The organism is Actinosynnema sp. NPDC023794 (assembly GCF_040639675.1).
GTDB lineage: Bacteria > Actinomycetota > Actinomycetes > Mycobacteriales > Pseudonocardiaceae > Actinosynnema > Actinosynnema luteola.
The window spans coordinates 82,245-105,970 of record NZ_JBFAFR010000019.1 but is presented as its reverse complement, the minus strand read 5'-3'; the positions used below and the strand labels follow the sequence as shown (position 1 = coordinate 105,970).

At 71.8% G+C, this 23,726-nt stretch carries 14 protein-coding genes; 7 read left to right on the top strand and 7 right to left on the bottom strand.

The genetic code is table 11. The annotated features are described in order from the left end of the window. Nucleotides 1-55: 55 nt before the first annotated feature. On the bottom strand, nucleotides 56-1,240 hold the full coding sequence (locus AB0H12_RS30630) for a serine hydrolase domain-containing protein (protein ID WP_499627610.1): 1,185 nt from the start codon (nucleotides 1,238-1,240) through the stop codon (nucleotides 56-58). A 761-nt stretch (nucleotides 1,241-2,001) separates the two neighbouring features. After that, nucleotides 2,002-5,655 carry an nSTAND1 domain-containing NTPase gene (locus AB0H12_RS30625; protein ID WP_499627608.1) on the bottom strand — a complete coding sequence of 1,218 codons (3,654 nt, stop codon included), beginning with the start codon at nucleotides 5,653-5,655 and terminating at the stop codon, nucleotides 2,002-2,004. A 145-nt stretch (nucleotides 5,656-5,800) separates the two neighbouring features. On the opposite strand from AB0H12_RS30625, the gene AB0H12_RS30620 reads away from it, so the two are divergent. The 3 genes from AB0H12_RS30620 (at nucleotide 5,801) to AB0H12_RS30610 (ending at nucleotide 7,067) form a co-directional block, all read left to right on the top strand. Then, nucleotides 5,801-6,247 (top strand): DUF2690 domain-containing protein, encoded by a 447-nt coding sequence (locus AB0H12_RS30620; RefSeq protein ID WP_499627606.1) that lies wholly within the window; start codon nucleotides 5,801-5,803, stop codon nucleotides 6,245-6,247. A 242-nt stretch (nucleotides 6,248-6,489) separates the two neighbouring features. Beyond that, nucleotides 6,490-6,939, top strand: a complete 450-nt coding sequence (locus AB0H12_RS30615) for a hypothetical protein (RefSeq protein ID WP_499627604.1) — start codon at nucleotides 6,490-6,492, stop codon at nucleotides 6,937-6,939. Further along, a complete protein-coding gene (locus AB0H12_RS30610) occupies nucleotides 6,936-7,067 on the top strand; it encodes a hypothetical protein (RefSeq protein ID WP_499627602.1) in 132 nt (43 codons plus the stop codon). The genes AB0H12_RS30615 and AB0H12_RS30610 overlap by 4 nt, the downstream gene beginning before the upstream one ends. Nucleotides 7,068-7,783: 716 nt before the next feature. On the opposite strand, the gene AB0H12_RS30605 is transcribed toward AB0H12_RS30610, so the two are convergent. Both AB0H12_RS30605 and AB0H12_RS30600 read right to left on the bottom strand, forming a co-directional pair. After that, nucleotides 7,784-8,275, bottom strand: a complete 492-nt coding sequence (locus AB0H12_RS30605; protein ID WP_499627600.1) for a hypothetical protein — start codon at nucleotides 8,273-8,275, stop codon at nucleotides 7,784-7,786. Nucleotides 8,276-8,354: 79 nt separating this feature from the next. Beyond that, complete coding sequence (locus AB0H12_RS30600; protein WP_499627598.1) at nucleotides 8,355-8,507, bottom strand: hypothetical protein; 153 nt, start codon at nucleotides 8,505-8,507, stop codon at nucleotides 8,355-8,357. A 652-nt stretch (nucleotides 8,508-9,159) separates the two neighbouring features. On the opposite strand from AB0H12_RS30600, the gene AB0H12_RS30595 reads away from it, so the two are divergent. Further along, on the top strand, nucleotides 9,160-12,129 hold the full coding sequence (locus tag AB0H12_RS30595) for an AfsR/SARP family transcriptional regulator (RefSeq protein ID WP_499627596.1): 2,970 nt from the start codon (nucleotides 9,160-9,162) through the stop codon (nucleotides 12,127-12,129). Between the two features lie 472 nt (nucleotides 12,130-12,601). Here the strand turns inward: AB0H12_RS30595 and AB0H12_RS30590 are convergent, their stop codons facing one another. Beyond that, nucleotides 12,602-15,922, bottom strand: a complete 3,321-nt coding sequence (locus AB0H12_RS30590) for a WD40 repeat domain-containing serine/threonine protein kinase (protein WP_499627595.1) — start codon at nucleotides 15,920-15,922, stop codon at nucleotides 12,602-12,604. Nucleotides 15,923-16,814: 892 nt separating this feature from the next. On the opposite strand from AB0H12_RS30590, the gene AB0H12_RS30585 reads away from it, so the two are divergent. Genes AB0H12_RS30585 through AB0H12_RS30575 form a run of 3 tightly spaced genes read left to right on the top strand, consistent with a single transcriptional unit; the run spans nucleotide 16,815 to nucleotide 21,722 of the window. Further along, a complete protein-coding gene (locus AB0H12_RS30585; RefSeq protein WP_499627593.1) occupies nucleotides 16,815-18,872 on the top strand; it encodes an ABC transporter ATP-binding protein in 2,058 nt (685 codons plus the stop codon). Then, the gene (locus AB0H12_RS30580) at nucleotides 18,869-20,656 is read left to right on the top strand and encodes an ABC transporter ATP-binding protein (protein WP_499627591.1); all 1,788 of its coding nucleotides are present in this window, start codon (nucleotides 18,869-18,871) and stop codon (nucleotides 20,654-20,656) included. The genes AB0H12_RS30585 and AB0H12_RS30580 overlap by 4 nt, the downstream gene beginning before the upstream one ends. Further along, nucleotides 20,649-21,722: an alpha-hydroxy acid oxidase gene (locus AB0H12_RS30575; RefSeq protein WP_499627589.1), complete on the top strand. Its 1,074-nt coding sequence runs from the start codon at nucleotides 20,649-20,651 to the stop codon at nucleotides 21,720-21,722. Before AB0H12_RS30580 ends, AB0H12_RS30575 begins: the two co-directional genes overlap by 8 nt. Before the next feature lie 29 nt (nucleotides 21,723-21,751). Here the strand turns inward: AB0H12_RS30575 and AB0H12_RS30570 are convergent, their stop codons facing one another. Together AB0H12_RS30570 and AB0H12_RS30565 are read right to left on the bottom strand one after the other, a co-directional pair. Then, nucleotides 21,752-23,044: a hypothetical protein gene (locus AB0H12_RS30570; protein WP_499627588.1), complete on the bottom strand. Its 1,293-nt coding sequence runs from the start codon at nucleotides 23,042-23,044 to the stop codon at nucleotides 21,752-21,754. Between the two features lie 221 nt (nucleotides 23,045-23,265). Further along, nucleotides 23,266-23,724: a hypothetical protein gene (locus AB0H12_RS30565; RefSeq protein ID WP_499627586.1), complete on the bottom strand. Its 459-nt coding sequence runs from the start codon at nucleotides 23,722-23,724 to the stop codon at nucleotides 23,266-23,268. Between the last annotated feature and the right edge of the window lie 2 nt (nucleotides 23,725-23,726).

Here is a 23,726-nt window from a genome sequence, read left to right as displayed (position 1 = left end):
GCTTCTTCCACGTCGACCGCGCCGTCACCCTCGAGCGCGTCCACGTCTCCTTCGGTCAGTCGTCGATCGCCTGGTAGACAGCGGTCCAGAGGTCGTGCCACATCGGCAGCCTCTGGTCACCCGTGTGCCCCCGCTGCATGAAGAAGATCGCCGTCAGGTCCTCGGCGGGATCGTTGTACCAGGCAGTGCCGTAGAAGCCGGACCACCCGTAGCTGCCGACCGACGGGCCGAGCCGGCTGGGGCGGGTCAGGACCGACATCCCGAATCCCCAGCCCAGCTCGTTCCCCAGCCAGAACCCGGGGACCGCCTTCTGCGCCGACGTCAGGTGATCGGTCGTCATCAGCGTGACCGATGGTCGGGTGAGCACCCTCCGGCCGCGGTGGGAACCGCCGGCCAGCAGAGTCGAAGCGAAGGCGAAGTAGTCCTGGGCGGTCGTGACGAGCCCGCCGCCACCTGATTCGAACGCCGGCGGTCGGCTCCACCGCCCGTCGGGGCCGTCGTCGACGACCGGCTCGCCGGTGGCGGCGTCGTCGCGCTGGTACGCCGTCGCCAACCGGGCGATGTCCTCGCCGCTCACGCTGAAGCCGGTGTCCTTCATCCCGAGCGGATCGCAGATCCGCTCGCGCAAGGCGTCCCCGAAGGACATGCCGGTGGCCCTGGCGATGAGCACGCCGGTCACGTTGGAGGCGGTGTCGTACATCCACTGCTCTCCCGGCTGGTGGGAGAGCGGAAGCTTGCCCAGCCCGCGCATCCACTCGTCCAGCGACGAGTAGTCGAGTGCGTTCACCGCGTCGACGATCGGGACCCTCCCCGGTTTGGTCGGGATCACGCCGATGCCGCTGGTGTACGTGAGCAGGTCCCGCAGCGTGATCGGGCGTTGCGCCGCGACGGTGTCGTCCAGTGGTCCGTGGGGATTGGCGAGCACGGTCATGTCCGCCAGCTCCGGGAGGAGGTCGTCGACCGGGTCGTCGAGGCGCAGGGTGCAGTCGTCGACGAGCGTCATCGCGCACGCGGCGACGATCGGCTTGGTCATCGAGGCCAAGCGGCAGATCGTGTCGGCCGCCATCGGCGCACTCGATCCCGCGCCCTCGAACGCGAGGGCGCCCGTTGCTTCGACGTGCACCTCGCCGCGGCGGGCGAGAACGCCCACCGCACCGGGCACGAAGCCGGACTCGACGTGGCGCTCCAGCAGCTCTCGCACCCGAGCCAGCCGTTTCGACGAGAAGCCACCAGTGGTCATTCGTCCACCTCATCCCATCCGCCCGCACCTCGCCTGTGGCGCGACGACCGTAACCTTCCGCGCCGACGCCGGGGCGAAGACTCCGTCCCGGCACTACGGCTTGTCGACACGTTCGACTGCACGCTCTTCGGCATGTCCGTGCGTTGCCTGCCGCACACACCCGGTCGGCGGTCGGCCTGGTGCCGACGGCTCTGGTCGGCGTCCGCTCGCCGTTGGATGAGCGCCCGAGTTGGCCGGAGAACCGGCAGGCTGTGATCCGTGTACCCGATTGTTGCGCAGGTGTTGACCATCGTCGGTGTCCCGCTCGGCTCAGCCGCCACGTTCGTCGTCACTTCCGCTACCGAGCGGACCCGCTGGCGACGAGCGCAGTCCGCCCGGTGGGGGATCCTCCGGGGCATCCTGAATCGCGTACGCCACACCTGACCCGCAATGCGGCGACCTGCGCCACCTCGCCGACGGCATTGCGGAAGCTGTCGTCGCCGTACACTCCCCACCCTGCCGACTACGCGACTTCGTCGAGGTCGAAACCGCGGACCTCGACGCGCGGGAGCGGCGGCCCGGCTGCGACCGCACGTCGAACAGCTTCTGGTGCTGCTCGCCCAACGCAACGTGGTCGAACGCAGGGGCCTCGGCCGCATGAACCCAGGTCGGATGGTCCGCACAGGGCCATTCCCTGTGCGAACCCGCGACAGTTGCCCACGCGACCTCACCAGTCGGCGACCGCGTCTTGCCGCCCGCTATGCAGGACAACGCCACCAGGCTCAGGCGTTGGCGGGAGGGAGGCCACGTTCGGTTCGCTGCGCGGCCAGTGCCCGGACCTGCTCGATCGGCGCGCAGGATTCGCAGGTCCACAGCCGCGTCACGCCGTCGGCATGTGCGCTGACCAGCCGCTGCGCGTTCCGGCCGTAGGTGACCGACGGCGCCATCGGCCCGCTCCAGCGGACGACGATCGGTGCCTGACCGTCGCCGACGGGCCAGAACCTGACCGTCTTGTCGCTGCCTGTGCTGGCTATCCACCGGCCGTCCGGGCTGTAGGCCACGTCCCACACCATGCCCTCGTGACCGCGCAGGACGACCGGCGGCCCGGACCCGTCCGCGGCCCAAACCAGCACGGTCCCGTCCTGTGTCCCGGCGACGATCCCGGTTCCGTCCGGGCTGAACTCGACGCTCCACATGATCCGGTCCTCCCCCGCCCCCAGTACGTGTAGCTGCGCACCCGTGCGGGTGTGCCAGACGCGCAGGGTGCCGTCGTCGGACGCGCTCACCAGACGCCCGCCGTCGGGGCTGAAAGCCGTCCGGCGCACGGAATGCCGGTGCCCTCGCAGCACCGTCGGCCGGGCGGGCCCGTCGACCCGCCACAGGTGCACCGACCCTTCCGGCCCGGAACCCGACACCAGGAGGCCGTCCGGGCTCAGAGCCACTCCCAGCGCGTCCGGACTCGACGGCTGGGTGAGCAGCAGCCTGCCGCTGCCGGTGTCCCAGACGCGGATGACCCAATCCTCGGCAAGCGCGGCGGCCCGGCGGCCATCGGCGCTGACGGCGACACGGAGCACAGTGGCCTGACCGTCCTGCAGGACCGTCGGTGACTCACCGGACCCGGTACGCCAGACCCGCACGGTGCCGTCGTAGCCGCCGCTGACCACGGTCGTCTCATCCGGGGTCACGGCCGTGTCCAGCGCGGGACCCTGATGCCCGGCGGGCAGGGCGAGCACTTCCCCGCCCGCGGGATCCCACAGGCGCAGGGTGCCATCGGCCCCGGCGCTGATCAGGCGCGTGCCATCCGGGCTGAACCGCACTCCCGCCACGCCGCCCGCATGCCCGCGAAGCTCGAACGGTTCGGTTCTCGCGGTCACGTCCCAGAGCCGGAGCACGCCATCACTGCCGCCGGTGACGACGGAACGTCCGTCCGGCCCGAACACCACCGACGTGAGTTCGCTGGTGTGGCTGTCGAACACCTCCGGAGGCCGCTCGCCGCCGAGATGCCAGACCCGCACCGCGCCGTCCCCGCCCGCACTGGCCAGTCGGCCGCCATCGTGGCGGAAGACCAGTGCCGTGACGTGGTGGGTGTGGCCGGTCAGCACCTCCGGATCGCCCGACGTCCCGACCGGCCAGATGCGGATAACCCGGTCGTCCCCGCCTACCGCGAGCCGCTGCCCGCTCGGATCGAACGCCAGGCTCAGCACCCGGCCGGGCGCGGGGAGCACCCGCGGCTCGGTGGCTGCCGGATCCCACAGGAGAACAGCGCCGTCGTCACCACCGGTGGCCAGCTGCCCGGAAGGGCCGAACGCCACGGCGTTCACGTTCCCGGTGTGGCCGGGGAGCGCTCGATGCGGGGTGCCCGAACCGACGTCCCACAGTGTTGCCGCGCCACCCGAACCCACGGTGGCCAGTAGCCGGCCATCGGGGCTGAAGTCGACCCCGGCGACCGGGCCGCCGGTGGCCAGCACCGTTGGCTCCTTGCCGAGCACGTCCCCGGCTCGATCCCAGATCCGGACCGTGCCGTCGTACCCGGCACTCGCCAGCTTGGCGCCGCTGGAGCTCGTAGCGAGTCCTGAGAGATAGCCCTGGCCGGTGTCCAGCGCGGCCCGGCCGCGGGAATCGGCCACCGCCTGGCGCAACACCGCCGCCGCTTCAGCGGACGGGGAACTGTCGAATGCCCGCACGGCCAGCGACAGCCCGAGTTCCGGCTGCCTGGCCAGTTCGGCGCGGGCGGTGGCCACCTGCTGCCGGTGCGAGGCCAGGTCGCGTTCGGTCGCCACCCGGTCCGCCTGGACGACGGCGAGCCCGGCCAGGAGGCTGACCACCACCAGCGCGCAGCTCAGGCCCAGGACAACCAGGTTCCGTCGACGTCGGGCGGCGGCGTGCTCCCGGAGAGCGTCGGCTCGGCTGGCGGTGAGGAACTCCCGCTCCTGATCGTTGAGCGCGGTTTCGGGTTGGCGCTCCCAGGCGGCCAGCCGGGCGCCGCGGTAGAGCAGCCCTGGGTCCCGCCCATGGCTGTCCCAGTCCGTCGCGGACTCGGTCAGCCGCCGGTGCAGGTGCAGCGCTTCCCTATCTTCGGTCAGCCACTCGCACAGCCGCGGCCAGGATCTGATGAGCGCCTCATGAGCGATCTCGACCGTGTCGCGGTCGAGCGTGAGCAGCCTCGCGGTCGCGAGCCGTTCCAGCACCAGAGCGAGATCAGCGTCTTGGCTGTCGAGTTCGGCACGGGTGATGCGGCGTTTGGTGTCCGCGGCGCCCTCGCCCAGTGCGGTCAGCCGCAGGAACAGATCGCCCGCCACCTGTCGCTGACGGGGTTCGAAGGAGTGGTAAACCGCCTCCGCGGTCTGCCGCAAAGCACCGTCGATTCCACCGGCCGCCTGGAACCCGGCCAGTGAAAGGGAATTCCCGCGTCGCCGCCGCCAGGTTTCGAGAAGCGCGTGTGAGAGCAGCGGCAGGACGCCGACCTCACCGTCCGCATGGGTGCACAAGGTCGCCAGCAAGGCTGACTCCACCGAGCAATCCACCCGAATCGCTGGTTTCGTGATCGCGTCCCGGAGATCCTGTCCCGACATGGGGCCGACCACCACCTGGTGGTCCTGCAACACGTCGACCAGTTCCGGGTATCGGCTGCAGTGACCGTAGAAATCGGCCCGGATCCCCAGCACGATCCGCACCCGGCTGTTCCCCGCAGCCGCCGCGGTCACCAGCAGCTCGATGAACCGGGAGCGTTCCCGCTGGTCACCGCAGAGTGTGAAGACCTCCTCGAACTGATCCACGACGAGGATCAGTTCGGCGGCGTCAGGGTGGTTCGTGAGCGCCTGCCGCACCAGCCGGTGCAGGCCACGTGCACCCTCGGACAGGTCCTCGAACAACGTGGCCGGGCTACTCCCGAGCGGTGTCGCGAACTGGATCGCGCACTCCTCGATCGGGTGCTGCCCCGGCGTCATCGTGATGACCACCGACGTCTCGGCCCGCAGTTCCGGCAGCAGACCCGCCCGCAACAGCGAACTCTTCCCCGCACCCGAGGCTCCGACCACAGCGACAAGACGGGTTGAGCGAACCTGCGCGCGCAGCTTTCCGAGCAGATCCGCTCTGCCGAAGAACAGGTCCGCGTCACTCTCCTGAAACGCACTCAAACCCACATAAGGAGCACGAGCGCCGGGATCAACCGGCTCGGGTTCCGTCTGCCGTGCGAGTTCGGCGGTGACCTCGTGCCAGCGCTTCGCCCATTCTTCGGAATCCCCGCCACAGGCACGGACGAACGCCAACGCGATCGTCAGACTGGGCAGTTTCCGACCACCGGCAGCCGCCGACAACGCCGAAGCGGACACATGCGCCCGCGCACCGAGTTCCCGATACGACGGTCGCCCCACCTTCTCCCGAAGCCGCCGGAGATCCCTCGCGAATCGCACGAGTTCGTCGACCTCATCACCCAACGGGCGTTCGCCACGAGGCAACGCGCCACCCCCTCCACCCCCAGGTGGATTGTGCACGGTCTGTTGTCCAGTGTCCAGCGGCCGATCGTGCACAACCGATCGACGCTACACATCAATGGCTCGCACCGATCGAGAGGGAAATTCCATGACAAAGAGATCTGCTCGGAACATCGGGATCCTGTTCGCCGCCGTGATGGCGATCCCGCTCATCACGACGACCTCCGCGTCCGCCGACACCGGCGGCCGGTCAGGCACCGCGGGACTGTGCCACGCGTGGGAGTGCGAGGGACTGTGGCCGGACATCATGCTCTGCGACCGGGACGCGAGGACGGTGAAGACAGCGAGCGTGCAGGGCATCTCCATCCACCTCCGCTACAGCCCCTCCTGCCGATCGGCCTGGGGCCGCATCAGCGGTGGAGCACCAGGTGACCGAGTGCGCGTCCACAGTTCGGACGGATCGCACTTCGGCCGGACGAATGGGCCGGGGGTCACCGGCACGTGGACCCAGATGGTGGACGACGCGGACAAGGTGGCCTGGGCGTGCGCTCACGACGTCGGCACGGGACAGGAGAACTGCACCGGGAAGTACTGAAACCACGTCCTGACAAGGTTCGCCCAGGAACCCACGAGTGCTCACGGACAGTGGCCAACGCCGGGAGGCCGGCCACTCAGGTCAACACCACGAACCACCTCCTGAAAGGGATAGCCGTGAGGCGTATTCTCCCCAGAATTATCGTGCCGCTGTGCGCTGTCGCGGCACTGCCTGCAGTTGCCGTGCCACCAGCCTCCGCCGACTCGTTGTCGCCAATCACCGGGTACTCGAGCAGCAATGGGGTGACGCTCAGCGGAGACTGGAACGGTGACGGCATCGACACGCCGGGCCTGTTCGTGAAAGGCCTCAATGGCGCGACGAACAAGTTCTACCTGAGGAACAGCAACACCACTGGAGTCGCGGACATCACGCTGACCTACGGCAATGGCGGCTGGCCGGTGGCCGGGGACTGGGACGGTGACGGCGACGACACCATCGGCCTGGTCCAGTTGAACGCCTCCGGCGCGAACACGTGGCTGCTGCGCAACAGCAACACCACCGGAATCGCCGACATCACCTTCACCTACGGCACCGGCCCCTACCCCGTAGTCGGAGACTGGGACGGCGACGGCGACGACACCGCAGGCTTGTTCAATTGGAACTACCCCGCGAACACGTGGATGCTGCGCAACAGCAACACCAGCGGAATCGCCGACATCACCTTCACCTACGGCACCGAGGGTACCAGTTGACTGGCGACTGGGACCGTGACGGCGACGACACCCCTGGAATCGTCTACGAGACGCAGAACCCCAGGCCATGGCACCTGCGCAACAGCAACACCCCCGGCGTGGCCGACATCTCCTTCTTGTACGGCTGAGCAGCGCAGGTTCCGGAACCGCGAAGTCCACGTTCTTTGGTGGACTGAACGCCGATCGCAGATGCCGTTCTCGCGTAGCCGAAAGCTCGCCGTTGTCCGGAACGGCTGAAGGTGACCTGCGCCGCCCGGCTGGGGCCTGACCTGACCACGGCCGGAGGCACTGGCGGTGACCTGCGAGCCACGGGCCGGCTCGCCAACATCCGCCAGAGCTACCCACCCGAACGCGAAACACCCCGCGTCGTCGCGATCGTCATCGAACTGGTCGACCCGCCCCGGCTCGCTCGACCCTCCACCTGCGTTCGCCCACCGCGGCCCCACCGGAACGCTCCGGCGGATCACGCACTGCCTGGAAGGCGTCGAGAAGAGCCTGGACCTGGCAATCTCGGTACGCAGCGCCGAGTAGAACACCAGCGCGACCACCCGGGCGGATCAGAACCGGCCGGCCGGCCGGACACCTCGCGACCTGCCGTGCGCAGGTGGGCGACGGCGGTGCGCAGCTCGCCTAGGGCCTCGGGGTCGGTGAGGGTGTCGGCCTGGAACGTGGTGACGATCCGTTCGGCGGTCTCCGAGGAACCCGACTCGGAACGTCCGCTGCCTGAACCCACACGACGGCTTCAGCAGGGCTCGTCAGATGCGGTGGAGCTTCGCCGCCCTGTGCCGATGATCAAGGACGCTGTGACCGCGAACCGGCCACAGCGTCCTTGATCATCGGGTGGTCAGTACTTGCGCCACCAGCTGCCCCAGCTCGCGGAGGTCGGCGGGTCGGTCGAGCACCACACGGAGCCGTTGCTGTTGTTGGAGACGCAGACAACACGGCTCGTACCGGCCCAGTACGCGTCGAAGATGTGGTCGGCGCTGCCGTTCCCGGGCATCACCTTCCACCCGCCGCTGTTCGGCCAGACGTGCCAGATGGAGCGGTTGGTCGAGATGTCGAAGTACTCGAACCGGCCCGCCGACCACTCGATCTCCAAGCCGATGGCCTCGCACATCACCGTGCCGCGGTAGCCGTACTTGACGATCGAGCACGCCGACGCGGGGGTGATGCTGCCCGCCGCGACCTCCTTCACCGTGATCTTCGGCCAGACGGCCGACGTGGCCTCCGCGGAGGCCGGGGCCGGGGTGGCAGCCGCCGCGGGAGCGGCGGCCGTACCGAGGACGACGGCCAACATCCCGACGATCAAGAACAGCCGTTCACGCAGTTTGGACAAGGCTTCCCCCTTCAAGTCGCGCCGCGCGGTCGCACGGCCCACTGAGAGTGGAGGTGGCCGCTAACAAGTCCCTAACAGGTCATTCACCGGTGAGCGGCGACGCGACCGTCGGATCGGCGATGCGACTCGGGAACAGCGGCGCGCCGGTCGTGGTGTCGGTGATGACGAGGACGAACGGACGGTCGGCGGAGACCTCCCGCACCATCGGGGCGGAGACGGCCCTTCGCACCACCACCGGTCCCGGAAGCACCGCGCGGTCCGGTGACGATCCACAACCCGCACACGCCCGTGAGGCCGGCCACCGGCATCAACGTGATCGGCCGTCCACGCCGCACGGCGATCCGCTCGGTCAGCACCCCGACGTCGAACGGCACGCGGAACTCCAAACCCCCGCAGCCGCGCGGCGCCTCGGACCTGATGGCCTCGGCGACCTCCTCGAGGGTGTACTCGCCACCGCCGCTCGGCCGCACCGTGCCGAACAGGCGATCGATCCGCGCGGCCGGCGTTCCCACGGCCCCGGACATGGCCGTCATGCGTACCGCTCGGCCATGAACTCACGCGAAGGCGGAAGACGCCTCGTATTCATCCCGGTTGACGGCTGGTCCCGTTCTCAGTTTACTGATGGCAGGTCATATCACCTGAGGTCAATCGACGCGGCGGGCCCATGACCTCGAGAACCTCTGCGGTCACCGCTGACCGAGGACGACCGCCCAGACGTCCTTGAAGCCCTGAGCACGCCCACATCGGTGGGCTGGTACCGGCCCGGTAGCGGGGAGGGTCCAGGTCCGCGGGGTGCCCGACGCGACGCCGCTGCCCGTGGTCCTCTCCGCCTCCCGCGTGGGCCGCCGCGAGCGCGGCACAGTGGAACTGGCGGAGGTTCGAGGTTGTACTTCGAGGTGCTCGGACCGGTCGAGGTGTTCGACGGCGGCAAGCGGCTGACAGCGGGCAGCGCCAGGGAGCGGTTCGTGCTGGCCACGTTGCTGCTCAACGCCGACCGGTTGGTCACGGCGGACCGGCTGGTCGACGCGCTGTGGCCCGATCCGCCGTCCTCGGCGCGGGCGCAGTTGCACAACATGATCAGCAGGCTCCGACGACGGCTGCACGTGCGCGGCGAGCTGATCGCCTCGCGGCCCGGCGGCTACCAGCTGTCCCTCGGCTCGCACGAGTTCGACCTCGCCGAGTTCCGCGCGCTTGTCGACCGGGGCAGGCGGGCCGCCTTCGAGGCCGACCACGAGGGCGCCGTGGCAGCGCTGACCAAGGCCCTGGGCCTGTGGAGCGGGCCGGCCCTCGCCGACGTGCCTGACGAGTGGGTCGGCTCGGTCCGGCAGTCGTTGCACGACGAGAAGCTGGCCGCCGTCGAGGCGCGGCTGACCGCCGAGCTGGCGCTGGGCCGGGTCGACGTCGTGCTCGCGGACCTGCCGGCGCTGATCGCCGAGCACCCGTTCCGCGAGTTCCTGCACGAGAAGCGGATGCTCGCCCTGGTCGCGGCGGGACGGCGCGCGGACGCGCTGACCTGCTACCAGCAGGTACACCGCCGGTTCGTCGAGGAACTGGGCATCGAGCCCGGGCGCTCCCTGCGCCACCTGCACCGGCGCATCCTGCACGACGACGCGCCCAGCCGGGACCTCGTGCCCGGCCACGTAGTGCCCCGCCAGCTCCCGCCGCGACCCCGCGTGGTCACCGGGCGGGACGAGCTGCTCGACCGGATCACCACCGCCCTGCGCCCGACGGGTGACGTCGCGCCGGTCGGGCTGCTGGTCGGCCCCGGCGGGATCGGCAAGAGCACCCTGGCGCTGGTCGCCGCCCACCAGTCGGTCGACCGGTTCCCCGACGGGCAGTTGTACGCCGACCTGAGGGGCAGTTCATCGCGCCCGGCCGACCCGCACGCCGTCACCGCCCGGTTCCTGCGGGCGCTGGGCGTCGCCGCGTCGGCGTTGCCGGAGGACCCGGACGAGCGCGTCGCGCTGTACCGCAGCAGGCTGGCGGGCACCCGGACGCTGGTGGTGCTGGAGGACGCGGTCACCGAAGAGCAGGTGAGGCCGCTGCTGCCCGCCGCCGGCGGGTGCGCGGTCCTGGTCACCTCGCGCCGTGCCGTCGCCGCGCTGATCGGTGTGCACCGCTGGACGATCCCGGTGCTGCGGCGCGACGACGCGGTCGCGGTGCTCACCAGCGTCGTCGGCTACCAGCGGGTGCAAGCCGAGCCGGAGGCCGCGGTGGCGGTCGTGGAGTCGTGCGGACGGCTGCCGCTGGCCGTGTCGATCGCCGCGGCACGCCTGGCCGTGCGGCCGCAGTGGACGCTCGCGGAGTTCGCGCACCGGCTCGCCGAGCACCGCGGCCGGCTGGACGAGCTGTCCATCGGCAACCTCGACGTCCGTGCCAGCATCGGGCTGACCTACCAGGCCCTCACCCCCGTGCAGCGCCTCGTGATGCGCAGGCTCGGCCTGATCGCGGTACGGGACTGGCCCGCGTGGGTGGCGCGGACGGTGTCCGGGAGGGCGGACGCCGACCGGCTGCTCGACCAGCTCGTCGAGGCGCACCTGGTGGAGCAGGTGGGCCCGGCCCGCTACCGGCTGCACGACCTCGTCGCCGACTTCGCCCTCGAACGGGCGACCGCCGAGGACGAGGAGCAGGAGCGCGAGGAGGCGCACGTCCGCGTGCTGAACGGCTGGCTGGCGATGCTCACCGCGGCCGACGAACTGATCGACCACGGCACCGACAACGCGATGGGCCTGACCGCGCCGCCCCTGCCCGACGGGGTGGTGCCACCCACCCGGGACACCGCGTTGGACTGGTGCGAGGCCGAGCGGACCAACCTGCTCACCACCGTCGACCAGGCGTGCGCGCTCGGCGAGGCGTACCTGGCGGGCGCGCTGGCCCTGCGGTTGGTCGGGTTCCTCCAGCTTCGCGCCCACGACGAGGACCGCGACCACGTCCTGCGCACCACGATCGACGCGGTCACCGTCCAGGGCCACCACGACCTGAGCGTGCGCCTGCTGCACGCGATGTTCCTGGTGCACTTGCAGAGGTCCCGCTACACCGTGCTGTCCGCCCTCGCCAGTCGCGAGGTGCACCTGGCCTGGACGCTCGGCAACCCGCGACACCAGGCGGGCGCACTCCACCACCGCGGTGTCGCCGCGCTGATGACCGGCCGGCCGGGCGAGGCCGCCGGGTGGTTCGAGCAGGCGATCGCCGTGGCCGAGGCGGCCGGTCTCACCGGGCACTTCCTCGCCAAACCGCTGCGCGGCCTGGCCGACGTGCACGCCGAGTCCGGCCGGCCCGAGCGCAGCCTCCCGCTGTTCCAGAAGGCCCTCGCCATCGAGCGCGGCGAGCGGCCGTCCCGGCAGACCGCGATCCTGCTGCGCCGCTACGGCATGGCGCTGATCGACGTCGGCTCGCTCGAGGAAGCCGAGCGGGTGCTCGCCGAGGGCGCCGAGATCGCCCGCGCCGCCGGTGACGAGTTCGGCGTGTCCGCCATCGGGCACACCACCACCGACCTGGACATCGCGCTCGGGCGGCTGGACCGGGCCTCCGCTCGCTTGGACGAACTGCGGGCCGTGCAGGAGAAGCGCGCGAACTGGGACGGCCTGGCGAGCGTGCTGCGCAGCCTCGCCGACATCGCCGCCCTGCGGGGGCGCTGGCCGGACGCCGTCGAACTGCTGCGCGAGACCGTCGAGCTGCGGCGCCGGGCCGCCGACCCGCTCGACGTCGCCCGTGCCCTCGCCCGGCTCACCCGCGCCCTCGCCGAGGTGGGCGACAGCGCCGCGGCGCGGACCTGTGACGACGAGGTCCAGGCATTCCTCACCGGCCTGGGCCTGGGCCGTGCCTGCCTCGAACGCCCGCCGTTCCCCCGGTGAGCGACCCGCGCCGAGAGGTCGGCAACAACGCCACGCGCCCACCGGTGCCGCAGTCCGCGGTTCAGGAGGGAGCGGGCGTGGTCGCGGCAGGGTGGCGCCGGATGCCGGTGACCAGGTGTTCGGGCACGTCGGCGTCCCGGTGCTCGGTCCAGGTGAGCATGCCTCGGCAGGTGGCCCGGCCAACGTGCTCACCACCACGAGCGCCGGCGCCTCCCGCGTGGCGTCGTCCTCACCGGCCGTGACGTCGAGCAGCCTCTCCGACGCAGCGAACTCGTCGCCCCTACCGGGTGGTGGTAAGCCGATTCAGCCTGCACCTGCGAGCGGCGAGCCGTTCATGCTTCGCCGAAGTGCACGCGCACGGCGGCACGACCGGAGGTTTGCCATATCGTGATGCCTGGGGTGACCGTGCGCGTCGCGGAAACTCTCGTCCTGGCCACCTGCACTCACCACACGTCGGTTGGCGGGGCGGCGTTCAACCGATCTTCAGGTCCCAGTCGAGCTCCCAGCGTCGCACGGTCCCGTCGGAGCCGGCGGACAGCGCGAAGTCGGCGTGTGGGCCGAATGCGACCGCGTTCACCCCGGTCCGGTGTCCTTCCAGGTCCTGCAGGCACGCGCCGGTTGCGAGGTCCCAGATCCGCACGGCGGTGTCGCTGCCGCCGGAGATCGCGAACCGGCCGTCCGGGCTGAACCGCACGGTCTTCGACGGCACCTTGGGCGCGGAGCCGACCCCGCGCGGGTTGTCGGGGTCGTCGCCGAAGACCCTGAGGCACTCGCCTGTGGTGAGGTCCCATAGCCGGATGGTGTGGTCTGTGTAACCGCCGGCGGACAGCAGGTACCGGTCGTCGGGGCTCAGGCAGACCGACAGCACGAGATCGGTGTGGCCGTGGAGTGTGTGCACGTGCTGTCCGGTCGTCAGGTGCCACACCCGCACCGCCCGGTCGGCGCCCGTGGCGACGGCCAGGGTTTCGCCCAGCCAGACCGCGTTGATCCGCTCGTGCGGTCCGGGCAGTTCCCGTTCGCACGCGCCGTTGTCGAGGTTCCACAACCGGATCGCATCGTGCCTGGCCACGAGCACCGACCTGCCGGTCCGGTCGAACGCGGACATGCCGAGCAGTCGCGGGTCGTCAAGCACGACGCTGCGCTCACCGGTGCCGGTCGACCACGCGCGGATGCCCCCGCCGTAGGTGTACAGCACGCGCGTTCCGTCCTCGCTGATCGTGACGGACCTGACCAGGTTGGGCCGGTCCTCGTCCAGTCGTGCGACGGTTCCTTCAGCCACGTGCCACGCGCGGACCGTGCCGCCGACCCCGGAGGTCGCCACGGTTCGGCCGTCCCCGCTCACCGCCATCGCGTGCTGCCCGCTCCCCACGTCGATGTCCCGTGCGGGCCAGGCCCCTCGCACCCCGGTGCGGACCGCGGTGCGGCCGAGTTCCCGCCACGCCGCGAGCAGTCGGGGGTCCCGTTCGTGGCCGGGCACCGTCCTGGCCTCGGACAGCAGCCGAAGCCTCGCCGAGGGGTCGTCGGCCCGCCGTGCCCGGTTCGCCAGGTCGGTCGCATGCGCGTCGTGCAGGCGCAGTTCGGCGTGTTCGCGGGGTTTGCTCAGCCGGTGCGGTGCGGTGTGCCGGGGAGGGACCGTCCACCAGCGCAGGGTGTTGTCCCGCCATGCTGACCGCAGCAGACCTGAAGCCGTGTCGAAGTGGACCGCGAGCACCTTGCTGCCCGTGCCGCGGAAGGTGCGCAGGCAGCGGCCATCGTCGAGCGACCACAAGCGGACGGTGTCATCCACATCCGTGGACACCACGAACCCGCCGTACACCGCCGCCGAGGGCAGTCTCCCGACCCCGTGCAGGGTCCTGTTCCGTTCGTGGTCCTCCCAGAGGCGGATCTCGCCGTCACCGGCCACCAGAGCGTGCTGCCCGTCGGCACTGAGCCAGACGTCGTTGACGCGCTCGCCGGCGTCGAGGGAACGGACGCAGCGGCCCGTGGCCACTTCCCAGAGCCGGGCCGTGCCGTCGACGTAGTCGGAGGTGAGCAGGAACCGCCCGTCGTGGCTGACCGCCGCCGTGGTCCTGGGGCCGTGCCCGCGCAGCACCTGCCGCAGCGCACCGCTGGGGAAGTCCCACGCGAGCACGATCCCGCCGTGGAACGCGGCGACCGCGACCCGGCCGTCGCCGCTGAGGCACACCGAGTTCGGCCAGTGCAGCACGCGGTCCAGGCCGTCGTGGACGCCGTCGAAGGCGGCGTCGAACTCCCGCAGGAGACGCCCCCGGGCCAGGTCCCAGAAACGCACGGTGTACAGCCCGGCGGTGACCGCGTGCCCACCGTCGGCGCTGATGCCGAGCTTGACGGTCTCCTCTTCCGGCCGGTAGGGGCCGGGCGTCGCGCTCAGCAACCGTCCGTCATGGACGTCCCAGACACGCAGCACGCCTTCCGAGACGGTCACCGCCCGTGTGCCATCGGCGGTGAAGCGGGCCTGGACGGACGGTGTGGCGGGTTTGACCACCATGTCGAAGTCCGGGTCGTACGCCGGCTCGCGCTCCCGGTCGTCGTACCACGGGATCGCACGCGCCCCGCTCACCGGATCGGCACCGGGCGCAGGGGTCCGGTCGCCGCGTTCCCGGAGCACCTCGGCGCGCAGTCGTGCCGCCTCGCCGGGGTCGGCACCGCTCGCGGTCGTCGCGTCGAGCGCGGCGATGACGTCCTCGTCGGTCAGCTCGCCCTGCCGCCATCGCAGCAGGGAGGCGTTGTAGGTGGCGTGCAGGTGCTGCGGGTCCGCGGCCAGCGCGTCGGCGAACGCGGCCGCCGCGTCGGCTGTCAGCTTGAGGTCGAGCAGGGACACCCCGCGGTTGTTGAGCTCGTCGGCCCGCAGGTCGGCGGCGACCGGCACCGGGCGGGGGTGGGGCGTGCCGGTGGTGTCCTGGTAGATCCTCGTCAGCTCAGCGGCGAGACCGGTCATGGTGTCGGGCCGCGCGTCCGGGTTGTGGCTCAACGCGCGGGCCAACAGGTCGGCCAGCTCCCGCGGTGGTGCGGGAATGCCCGGCACCGGTTGCTCGCGCAGCTTGTCGAGCTCCGCGCCCGCGTCACGCCCCAGCGGCCAGCGAACCCCGCCGGTGAACATCTCCAGCACGGACACGGCGTAGCTGTACACGTCGGTGCTCTTGCCCACGGGCAGCCCGCGATCCTGTTCGGGCGAGGCGTAGGCGGGGGTGAGACCGCCACTGGGCACGGCGATGCTCACCGCCGGGTCGGCGGCCCCGGGCGCCGTGGCGATGAACCTGGCGCGGGCCAGGCCGAAGTCGGTCACCTTCGCGACGACCCCGGCCGGGGTGGTGTCGAGCAGGACGTTGCCGGGCTTGACGTCCTGGTGCACGTACCCCCGGTCGTGCGCGTGCGCGAGCCCCCACGCGAACTGCACGGCGATGTCGAGCATGCGGGCCGGCGCACCCGGCCCGGCGTAGAGGCGGCGGTCGTCGATCCAGTCACGAAGGCTGCCACCCGGAACGTACTCGGCGAACACTCCCGGCAGGCCGTCGAGGTCGCGGACGTAGTGGCAGCCGCAGACGTTCGGGTGCAGGCCGAGGTCCACCCACACCCGCGCCTCGTCGACGAACAGCGCCCGCTGCGCCTGGGTTTCGAACAGTTCCGGACGGGGGCACTTCACCGCGAGGTCGGTGCCCCATTCCAGGTGCCGGACCCGGTACACCAGCCCCATCCCGCCGCTCGCGTGCACCCGCAGCACCTCGTAACGCCCGTCGACGACCTCGCCGACGCGCCACACCCTGGCCGTTGTCATCCGCCACCCTTCGCCCACGCGCGGACGCCGGTCGCACCGGCGCCCGGGCCGGTGGACGCGACCACGGCCCTCACCGCGAACGGCGCTTCCGACTCGGGCCCGGTCGCCGGGAGTGATGATGCTGCACGGGCAGGATCCTGACAACGGCATGTGCGGAGGTTCGGAGCACGCCTCCAGTCGGCACGACCGAGGCACGCGGCGCCGGTTCGGCTCGTCGGCCGGTTGGTCCTGCCCGGTCGGAGGTCGAGCACGGTCTTCACGTCCCGCCAACCGCGTTCGACTTCGACGAGTTGCCCGCAGCACAGGACGGTGTCCAGTGTGGACAGTGCCGGATCGGTGGTGCGCAGCAGGTGTTCCGCATCGAGGTCGGCCTCGCGTTCGACGGAACGACACCGGTTTGCCGATCTGCTCCAAGCTCATTCCTCACCGCGCCGCGGGTGCGGCCGACCGGGACACGACGCGGCGCTCCCGGAAGAATTCGTTTCTCGCCTGTCGGGAAACGCACGGGAAATACCCGGGAACCCGTCGGACCCCGCCCAGTCCCCCGGCGGTGTGACGCGCGACGTCGAGCCGCGCACCGGTGGGCGCGGGTGACCAAACGCGCCTTCTGCGGCCACGTCCGGCCCACGCCGCCCTGGCACCGCCGTGGCGGGCGGGCCGCTGGACCGACCGGAGCAACGTCCGACGAGGTGCGAGAGAAGACCCTTGCGGATTCACGAAATCACCTTCTTGAAGGTGCTCGCAACCCTGTGCTTGGATGCCCTGGGGCGCCGGGCCGGCCGGTTGAGGATTGGTGTCCATTCGACGTCACGAGAACCGTGGCAATGCGCCCGCGGCCAATTCGACGAGCGGTTGTCGACGAACCGCACCACCGAAAACTCGCGGGAGCGCCATGACGACCGGAACACCTCCCGCCGCGGGGTCCGCGACGGCCTGGTTGCGCGCCACGTGGGCGAACTGGGTGGACGAGGCGGTGCGGCAGCGGTTGCGGATCGCGCGGTTGCTGCCGTCCGGCGGTGTGGGCCTGGTCGTGTTCCTGGCCGTGCTCAACCTCGTGCTCGGCCTGTTACCGGTGGCCTTCGTGGTCGCGACGAGCATGCTGGTCGGCGAGGTGCCCGCCGCGGTCGACGGCGGGGTCGGCAGCGCGGCCTGGGACCGGCTGACCTCGATCTTCCTGCTCGCCGCCGCCGCGTTCCTGCTCACCCAGGTCCTCACCCCCGTGGGCAACGCCCTGGGCGAGCAGTTGCGGCGACGGGTGGACAGCGCGCTGCGGGACGACGCGATGGCGTTGATGCTGCGGCCGGTCGGCATCGGGCCGTTGGAGGACCAGCGCACGCTGGACGAGCTGAACGAGGCCGTGCGCGCCTTCGACCGCGACTGGGGCACGCCGGGGCAGGCGTGCTTGGGCATGGTGGCGCTGATCGCCCGCTACACCCGCCTGGTGGCCTTGGTGGTGGTCATCGGATTGACGATCGGGTGGCCTGCGGGAATCGGTGTCGGTGCGGCGGTGATGGCCTTCCGCTACGGCCAGCGCGGCGGGCTGCGCAAGTACTCGCGGGTGGGGCGCGACCTCATCGGCAGGATGCGCGAGATCGGCTACCTGAACGAGCTCACGATGACCGACGTGGCGGCGAAGGAGATCCGGGTGTTCGGCCTCACCGGCTGGCTCGCGGATCGCTACGCGGCCGTGTGGAAGACCGTGCGCAACACCCTCGAACGGGCGCGCCGCCGCGTCTACCTGACCCCGTACCTGCTGCTGACGTCCATCGGTCTGCTGCTGGCCGGTGCCGCGATGGTGTACGCCGCCCAGCTCGGCGCGACCGGTCGGGTGAGCCTGACCGCGCTGGCGCTCGGGGTGCAGGCGGTCGCGTTGGCGATGTCGCTCGGCGGCCACTACCCCGAGTCGGACACCAGCACGCAGTTCGCGATGCAGTCGCTGACCGCGCTGCAACGGTTGCGCGACCGGCTCGACGAGCTGGACGAGGGGCAGCCGCGACCCGGTCGGGTCGAGGTGCCCGCGGGCACGCCCGCCAGGTCGCTCACCTTCGACCGCGTCGGCTTCCACTACCCCGGTTCGGACCGCACCGTGCTCGACGGCATCGAGCTGGAGCTGCCCGCCGGGCGCTGCACGGCGGTGGTCGGGGTCAACGGTGCGGGCAAGACCACACTGGTGAAGCTGCTCGCGCGGCTGTACGAGCCGACGTCGGGTGCGGTGCGCGCGGACGGCGTGGACATCGCGGAGTTCGACCCGGTGCGGTGGCGCCGCCAGGTCGGGGTGATCTTCCAGGACTTCGTGCGCTACGAGCTGACCGCGGCGGAGAACATCGCGCTCGGCGCGGCGCACGTGCCGGTGGACCGGGCGGCGGTGCTGCGGGCGGCAGAGCGCGCCGGGATCGCCGACGCGCTGCTCGCCCTGCCCGACGGCCTGGACACGCCGCTCTCGCGCGCCTACCCGGGCGGGACGGACCTGTCCGGCGGGCAGTGGCAGCGCATCGCCATCGCCCGTGCGTTCTACGCCTTGGAGGCGGGTGCGACGGTGCTGGTGCTGGACGAGCCGACCGCGGCCCTGGACGTGCGCGCCGAGGTGGCGTTCTTCGACCGGTTCGTGGAGCTGACGCGCGGGGTGACCTCGCTGCTCATCTCGCACCGGTTCTCCAGCGTGCGACGGGCCGACCACATCGTGGTGGTGGACGGTGGGCACGTGGTGGAGCGGGGTTCGCACGACGAGCTGATCGCGGCAGGCGGTCACTACGCACGCCTGTTCGCCTTGCAGGCGAACCGATTCGCCCGTGGGCTGGACGTCGAGGACCTGGAGGACACCGACGCCGTGGACGACGACGCGCTGGACGGCGGCACCGCCACCAGGCATCCGGCAGATCAGCCGGCGGTGGACGGCGCGGCGGCGGACGAGGCCGCAGCGGACGCGGTGGTGGAGGGGATCAGCCGGTGATCGAGGTCGTTCGCGGTGGCTGGGAGTTGTTGCTCATCGCGTGGCGGGAGAGCCGGTACCGATTGGTGCTCGCCGTCGTGCTCATGATCGCCCAGGCGTCGGCGATGCCGCTGGCCGCACCAGCCCTGGCCGCGTTGGCCGACTCGGCGCTGGCGGGGGACGTCCGGGGCGCGTCCGTGGCGGCGGCGCTGGTCGTGGTCGCGGTGATCGCCGCGCTGACCGCCGGGCACTTCGCCCACATCTTCTACTTCGAGCTCGGCGACCGCGCCGTGCCGCGCCTGGAGCGCGAGCTGATCGAGATGACCAACGGCTCGGCCGGGCTGGAGCACCACGAGCGGCCCGAGTACGCCGACAAGATCCAGGTGCTGCGCAACGAGCTGCACCGGGCCGGGTGGGGTTCGATGGAGGGCCTGCTGAACAGCCTCGGCCTGCTGGTGGCGATCTCCCTCACCGCGGTCCTGCTGGCGCGGCTCAACCCGCTGCTGTTGCTGCTGCCGCTCGCGGCCGTGCCCCCGGTGCTGCTCGGGCGGCGGGCCGAGTCGATCGTCAACGGCGCGCGCGAGCGTTCGGCGCTGCCGTCCCGGCGCGCCAAGCACCTCTTCGGGCTCGTGGCGAACGCGGCGTCGGCCAAGGAGCTGCGCGTCGGCGGACTGGAGTCGGAGCTGCGCTCGCGCCAGCGCCGGGCCTGGGACGACGCGTCGGCGCAGCTGTGGCGCGGTGAGCGCCGGGCCGTGCTGCTGCGCACCGGCGGTGAGCTGTTCTTCGCCGTGGCCTACGTGTTGGGCACGCTGCTGGTGCTGCGTGACGCGGTGGCCGGCCACCGCGGCGTGGGCGACGTCCTGCTCGTGCTGACCTTGGCGTCACAGGTGAACCAGCAGGTGACCTCGTCCGTGGCCACGTTGCAGGAGATGCAGCGCACCGGGCGGGTGATGGGCAACATGCGCTGGGTCCGCGCGCTGGTGGCGAGCCAGGCGCCGCCACCGCCCGACCGGACCGTGCCCCGACGCATCCGGGACGGCATCGAGCTGCGCGGCGTGTCCTTCACCTACCCGGGTACCGACCGGCCGGTCATCGCCGACGTCGACCTCACCCTGCCCGCGGGCGGCACCGTCGCGTTCGTCGGCGAGAACGGCGCCGGGAAGACCACCCTGATCAAGCTGCTGTGCCGGTTCTACCCGGTCACCACCGGCACGGTCTCGCTGGACGGCACGGACTTCACCCGCTTCCCCGTGGACGGGTGGCGCGCCCGCATCGCCACCGGGTTCCAGGACTTCGCCCGGTTCGAGCTGCTCGCCCGCGAGAACGTCGGTGTCGGCGAGCTGGCCGAGATCGACTCGGCCGACGCCGTGCACGACGCCCTGCGCCGCGCACGCGCCGAGGACGTCCTGGACCGCCTTGAGGACGGTGTCGAAACCCAGCTCGGCAAGACCTACGCCGACGGCGTGGAGCTGTCCGGCGGGCAGTGGCAGAAGCTCGCGCTCGGCCGGGCCATGATGCGCCGCGAGCCGTTGCTGCTCGTCCTCGACGAACCGACCTCGGCGCTCGACGCGCAGGCCGAGCACCGGTTGTTCGAGCGGTACGCGGCCGGCGCGCGTGAGGTCGCCCGGCGGACCGGCGCCATCACCTTGCTCGTCTCGCACCGGTTCTCCACCGTGCGCATGGCCGACCTCATCGTGGTGGTGGCCGGCGGACGGGTGGAGGAACACGGTTCGCACGACGAGCTCATGGCCGCGAACGGCCTGTACGCCGAGCTGTACTCGATGCAGGCGGCGGCTTATGCGTGACGTGTGGTCGACGGCGGACGTCGAGCGGTTGGCCGCCGAGCGGTCGGCGCCGGACGTGTGGGACTACATCGCGGGCGGCAGCGGCGACGAGGTCACGCTCGCCGCGAACCGGGTCGCGTTGGACCGGGTCGCGGTCGTGCCGCGGGCGTTGGTGGACGTCTCGGCGTGCGACACGGGCTGCGAGCTGTTCGGTGTCGCGTCGACGCTGCCGCTGGCCGTGGCTCCGATGGCCTACCAGCGGCTGATCCACGACGGTGGCGAGCGTGCGGTCGCGGCCGCCGCGGCGGCGGCCGGTGTGCCGTACGTCGTGAGCACGCTCAGCTCCGACCCGATCGAGGACGTGGCCGCGGCGGGCGGCACGACGTGGTTCCAGCTGTACTGGCTGCGCGACCGCGAGGTGATGGTGAAGCTGCTGCGCCGTGCCGAGGAGGCGGGGTGCGGTGCGGTGGTCCTGACGGTCGACGTGCCGGTGCTCGGGCGGCGACTGCGGGACCTGCGCAACGGGTTCGCGCTGCCGTCGTGGGTGAAGCCGGTGAACACCGACGGCGAGGTGGGCGACCGCGTGGAGGGTGACTCGGTGATCGCCCGGCACACCAGTGCGGTGTTCGACCCGTCGTTGAGCTGGCGTGATCTGGAGTGGATCCGGGCGCACACGAGCCTGCCGCTGGTGGTCAAGGGGGTGCTCGACGCGGGGGACGCGGCGCGGGCCGTCGATCTCGGGGTGCAGGGTGTGGTGGTGTCCAACCACGGTGGGCGGCAGTTGGACGGCGCGGTGCCGAGCGCGGTCGCGCTGCCGGAGGTCGTCGCCGCGGTGGGTGGGCGGTGCCCGGTGCTGCTGGACAGCGGGGTTCGCAGCGGGGTGGACGTCGTGCGGGCGTTGGCGCTCGGGGCCTCGGCGGTCCTGGTCGGCAGGCCCGTGCTGTGGGGGCTCGCGGCGGGTGGCGAGCAGGGGGTGGCAGCGGTGCTGGAGGTGCTGCGGGCCGAGTTCGAGACGGCGCTGCGCCTGGCGGGCTGCCCGGACGTGGCCTCGGCCCGCCGCCTCGCGGTCGCGGTGCCCCGGTCCTGAGTCGTCACCAGGCGCCCGCTCCGGCGACGTCAGACTCCCACCGGCCGGTTCGCCGGTCGACGATCGCGACCGACCACCGGCACGAGCGCGACCGCGCACCCGAGGAGCAGGGCCGACGCCCAGTGCCCACCCGGTCCCAGTGACGCGACCACGTCACCGTCATCGTCGGCGACGGCCGCGCGCCAGAGGTTGAGCGCGCCGAACGCGCCGACCGCCGAAGCCGTCGCCAAGGCCGCGAAGGCGGGCGTCCCGACCACGCGGAAGGCCAGACCCGTGCTCGCCGCGACGGCGGCCACGACCAGGAACAGCAAGGCCCACACGACGAACTCCGCGACTCCGCGTTCGTCGGGTCGCAGCACCATCCCGATGAACGGGAGGATCGCCAGGGCGACGAGCGCGGCGGTCGACCAGGTCCGCAGCGAGCCGGCGGCGCCGACCAGCACACCCGCCAGCGCGAGCGGCCACGCGAAGCCGGTGGCGCCCGCCGGCGCGTCGTGGATCACGACGAGCATCACGACGGGCGCGGCCAGGACCAGGCCCGTCAGCACGACCGCGGTCACGGTCCTGACCCCGGTCGTCGCGCTCGCCGCGACCGCGATCCCGCACACCACGAGGCCGACCACTCCCCCGGTGACGGTGCCGAACACCTGCTCGCCGGTGATCGCGACCGCCACCGTCGGCAGCACGGTCGCGACGGCGGCGCAGGCCCCGGCGGACCGCGCCCTGCCGCTGCCCTCCACGACCGCCGCTTTGCCCCCGCGCACGACGGCGGTGATCGCGACGGCGGCGGCCACCGCGACGACCAGCACCCGCGGCGTCGCGGCGGCGGACCGCGCCGGACCGATGACGGCCACGCCGTAGTAGCCCGCGACCGCGACGAAGCCGGCGAGCGCGCCACCCGGTCCGCTCGTCCGCGCGACTTCCCGCACGACGCCGAAGAGCCCGATCACCAGCACGCCCGCCGCGCCCGCGACCAGGCAACCGACCGCGACGGGGATCGGCAGCCCCCGCACCGCCGGGTCTTGTGCGCCATCGACAGCGGTGGCCGTCAGGCCCCGGTACTCCGGCGCGTGCAGCGCCGTCGCGAGCACCACACCCGCCGCACCCGCGGCGACCATCCAACGCCAATGCCGGTCGACCAGCACCGCCACCGCCATCGCGCCCGCACCGCACAGCGCGATCACGAGCTGCGCGCCGATGTGGGCCGGGCTGTCCGGCCCGACCACGAAGAACATCCCCAACGACTGCGGCGCCCCCACGAACGCGAGCACCACCGCCCCCGCCACACCGGCGGTGACCAACCGCCCGACCGAGCCGCTCACTGGAACTCCCCCGCCTTCCACACCGGCCGACGCTAGTGGACAAGACGCACCGCCATGGGCCGAACGCCACATCGACGCGAGCGGTTCGCCGACCCGACCGCCCAGCTCGCGGGCCTCAGCACCGACTCCCGAGCAGCACCCGGACCCAGCGGACACGAGGCAGCCCAAGCCGTGCGCCGGGAAAGCGCGCGCCGCTGCACTGCTCGCGGCGAGTCCCGCGGTCAGGCGACGGTCAGGGCGGCGTCACCCCGGGAGCGGCAGTACTGCACGCCGTCGATCTTGTTGATCGGGTTGAACTCCACCGTGTAGCCGTCGACGCGTTCGTCGCTGAACGCCAAGCCGTCGACGCCGTCCTCACGCACGAAGGCCGCCACGCCGCCGTCCCCCGTCGTCGCCTCGCCGACGCGCCGCCCGACCGCCTTCTCGCCCACCGGGCCGACGCCGATGAAGAAGGCCAGTTCGGCGCCCTTGACCGGTTTGCCGTCCGCCGTCATCGTCGCGGTGAGGGTCAGCGGGGTGACGGGATCGGTGACCCGCACGTCCTCGACGGAGAGGACCGTCTCCGCGCACGACCCCGATCCCGGCTCGGTCCCGCACGCCGTCAGCCCCGACACGGCGACGAGCACCGCCAGGAGTCCCGACAAGCGGAACTCCCGGCGGGCGCGCTTGCTCTCGCTCATGC

What these genes read in the sequence shown, in the direction of transcription:
- AB0H12_RS30630 (WP_499627610.1), bottom strand. Translation starts at nt 1,240, where the DNA reads ATGACCACTGGTGGCTTCTCGTCGAAACGGCTGGCTCGGGTGCGAGAG.
- AB0H12_RS30620 (WP_499627606.1), top strand. Translation starts at nt 5,801, where the DNA reads ATGACAAAGAGATCTGCTCGGAACATCGGGATCCTGTTCGCCGCCGTG.
- AB0H12_RS30585 (WP_499627593.1), top strand. Translation starts at nt 16,815, where the DNA reads ATGACGACCGGAACACCTCCCGCCGCGGGGTCCGCGACGGCCTGGTTG.
- AB0H12_RS30590 (WP_499627595.1), bottom strand. Translation starts at nt 15,922, where the DNA reads ATGACAACGGCCAGGGTGTGGCGCGTCGGCGAGGTCGTCGACGGGCGT.
- AB0H12_RS30575 (WP_499627589.1), top strand. Translation starts at nt 20,649, where the DNA reads ATGCGTGACGTGTGGTCGACGGCGGACGTCGAGCGGTTGGCCGCCGAG.
- AB0H12_RS30565 (WP_499627586.1), bottom strand. Translation starts at nt 23,724, where the DNA reads ATGAGCGAGAGCAAGCGCGCCCGCCGGGAGTTCCGCTTGTCGGGACTC.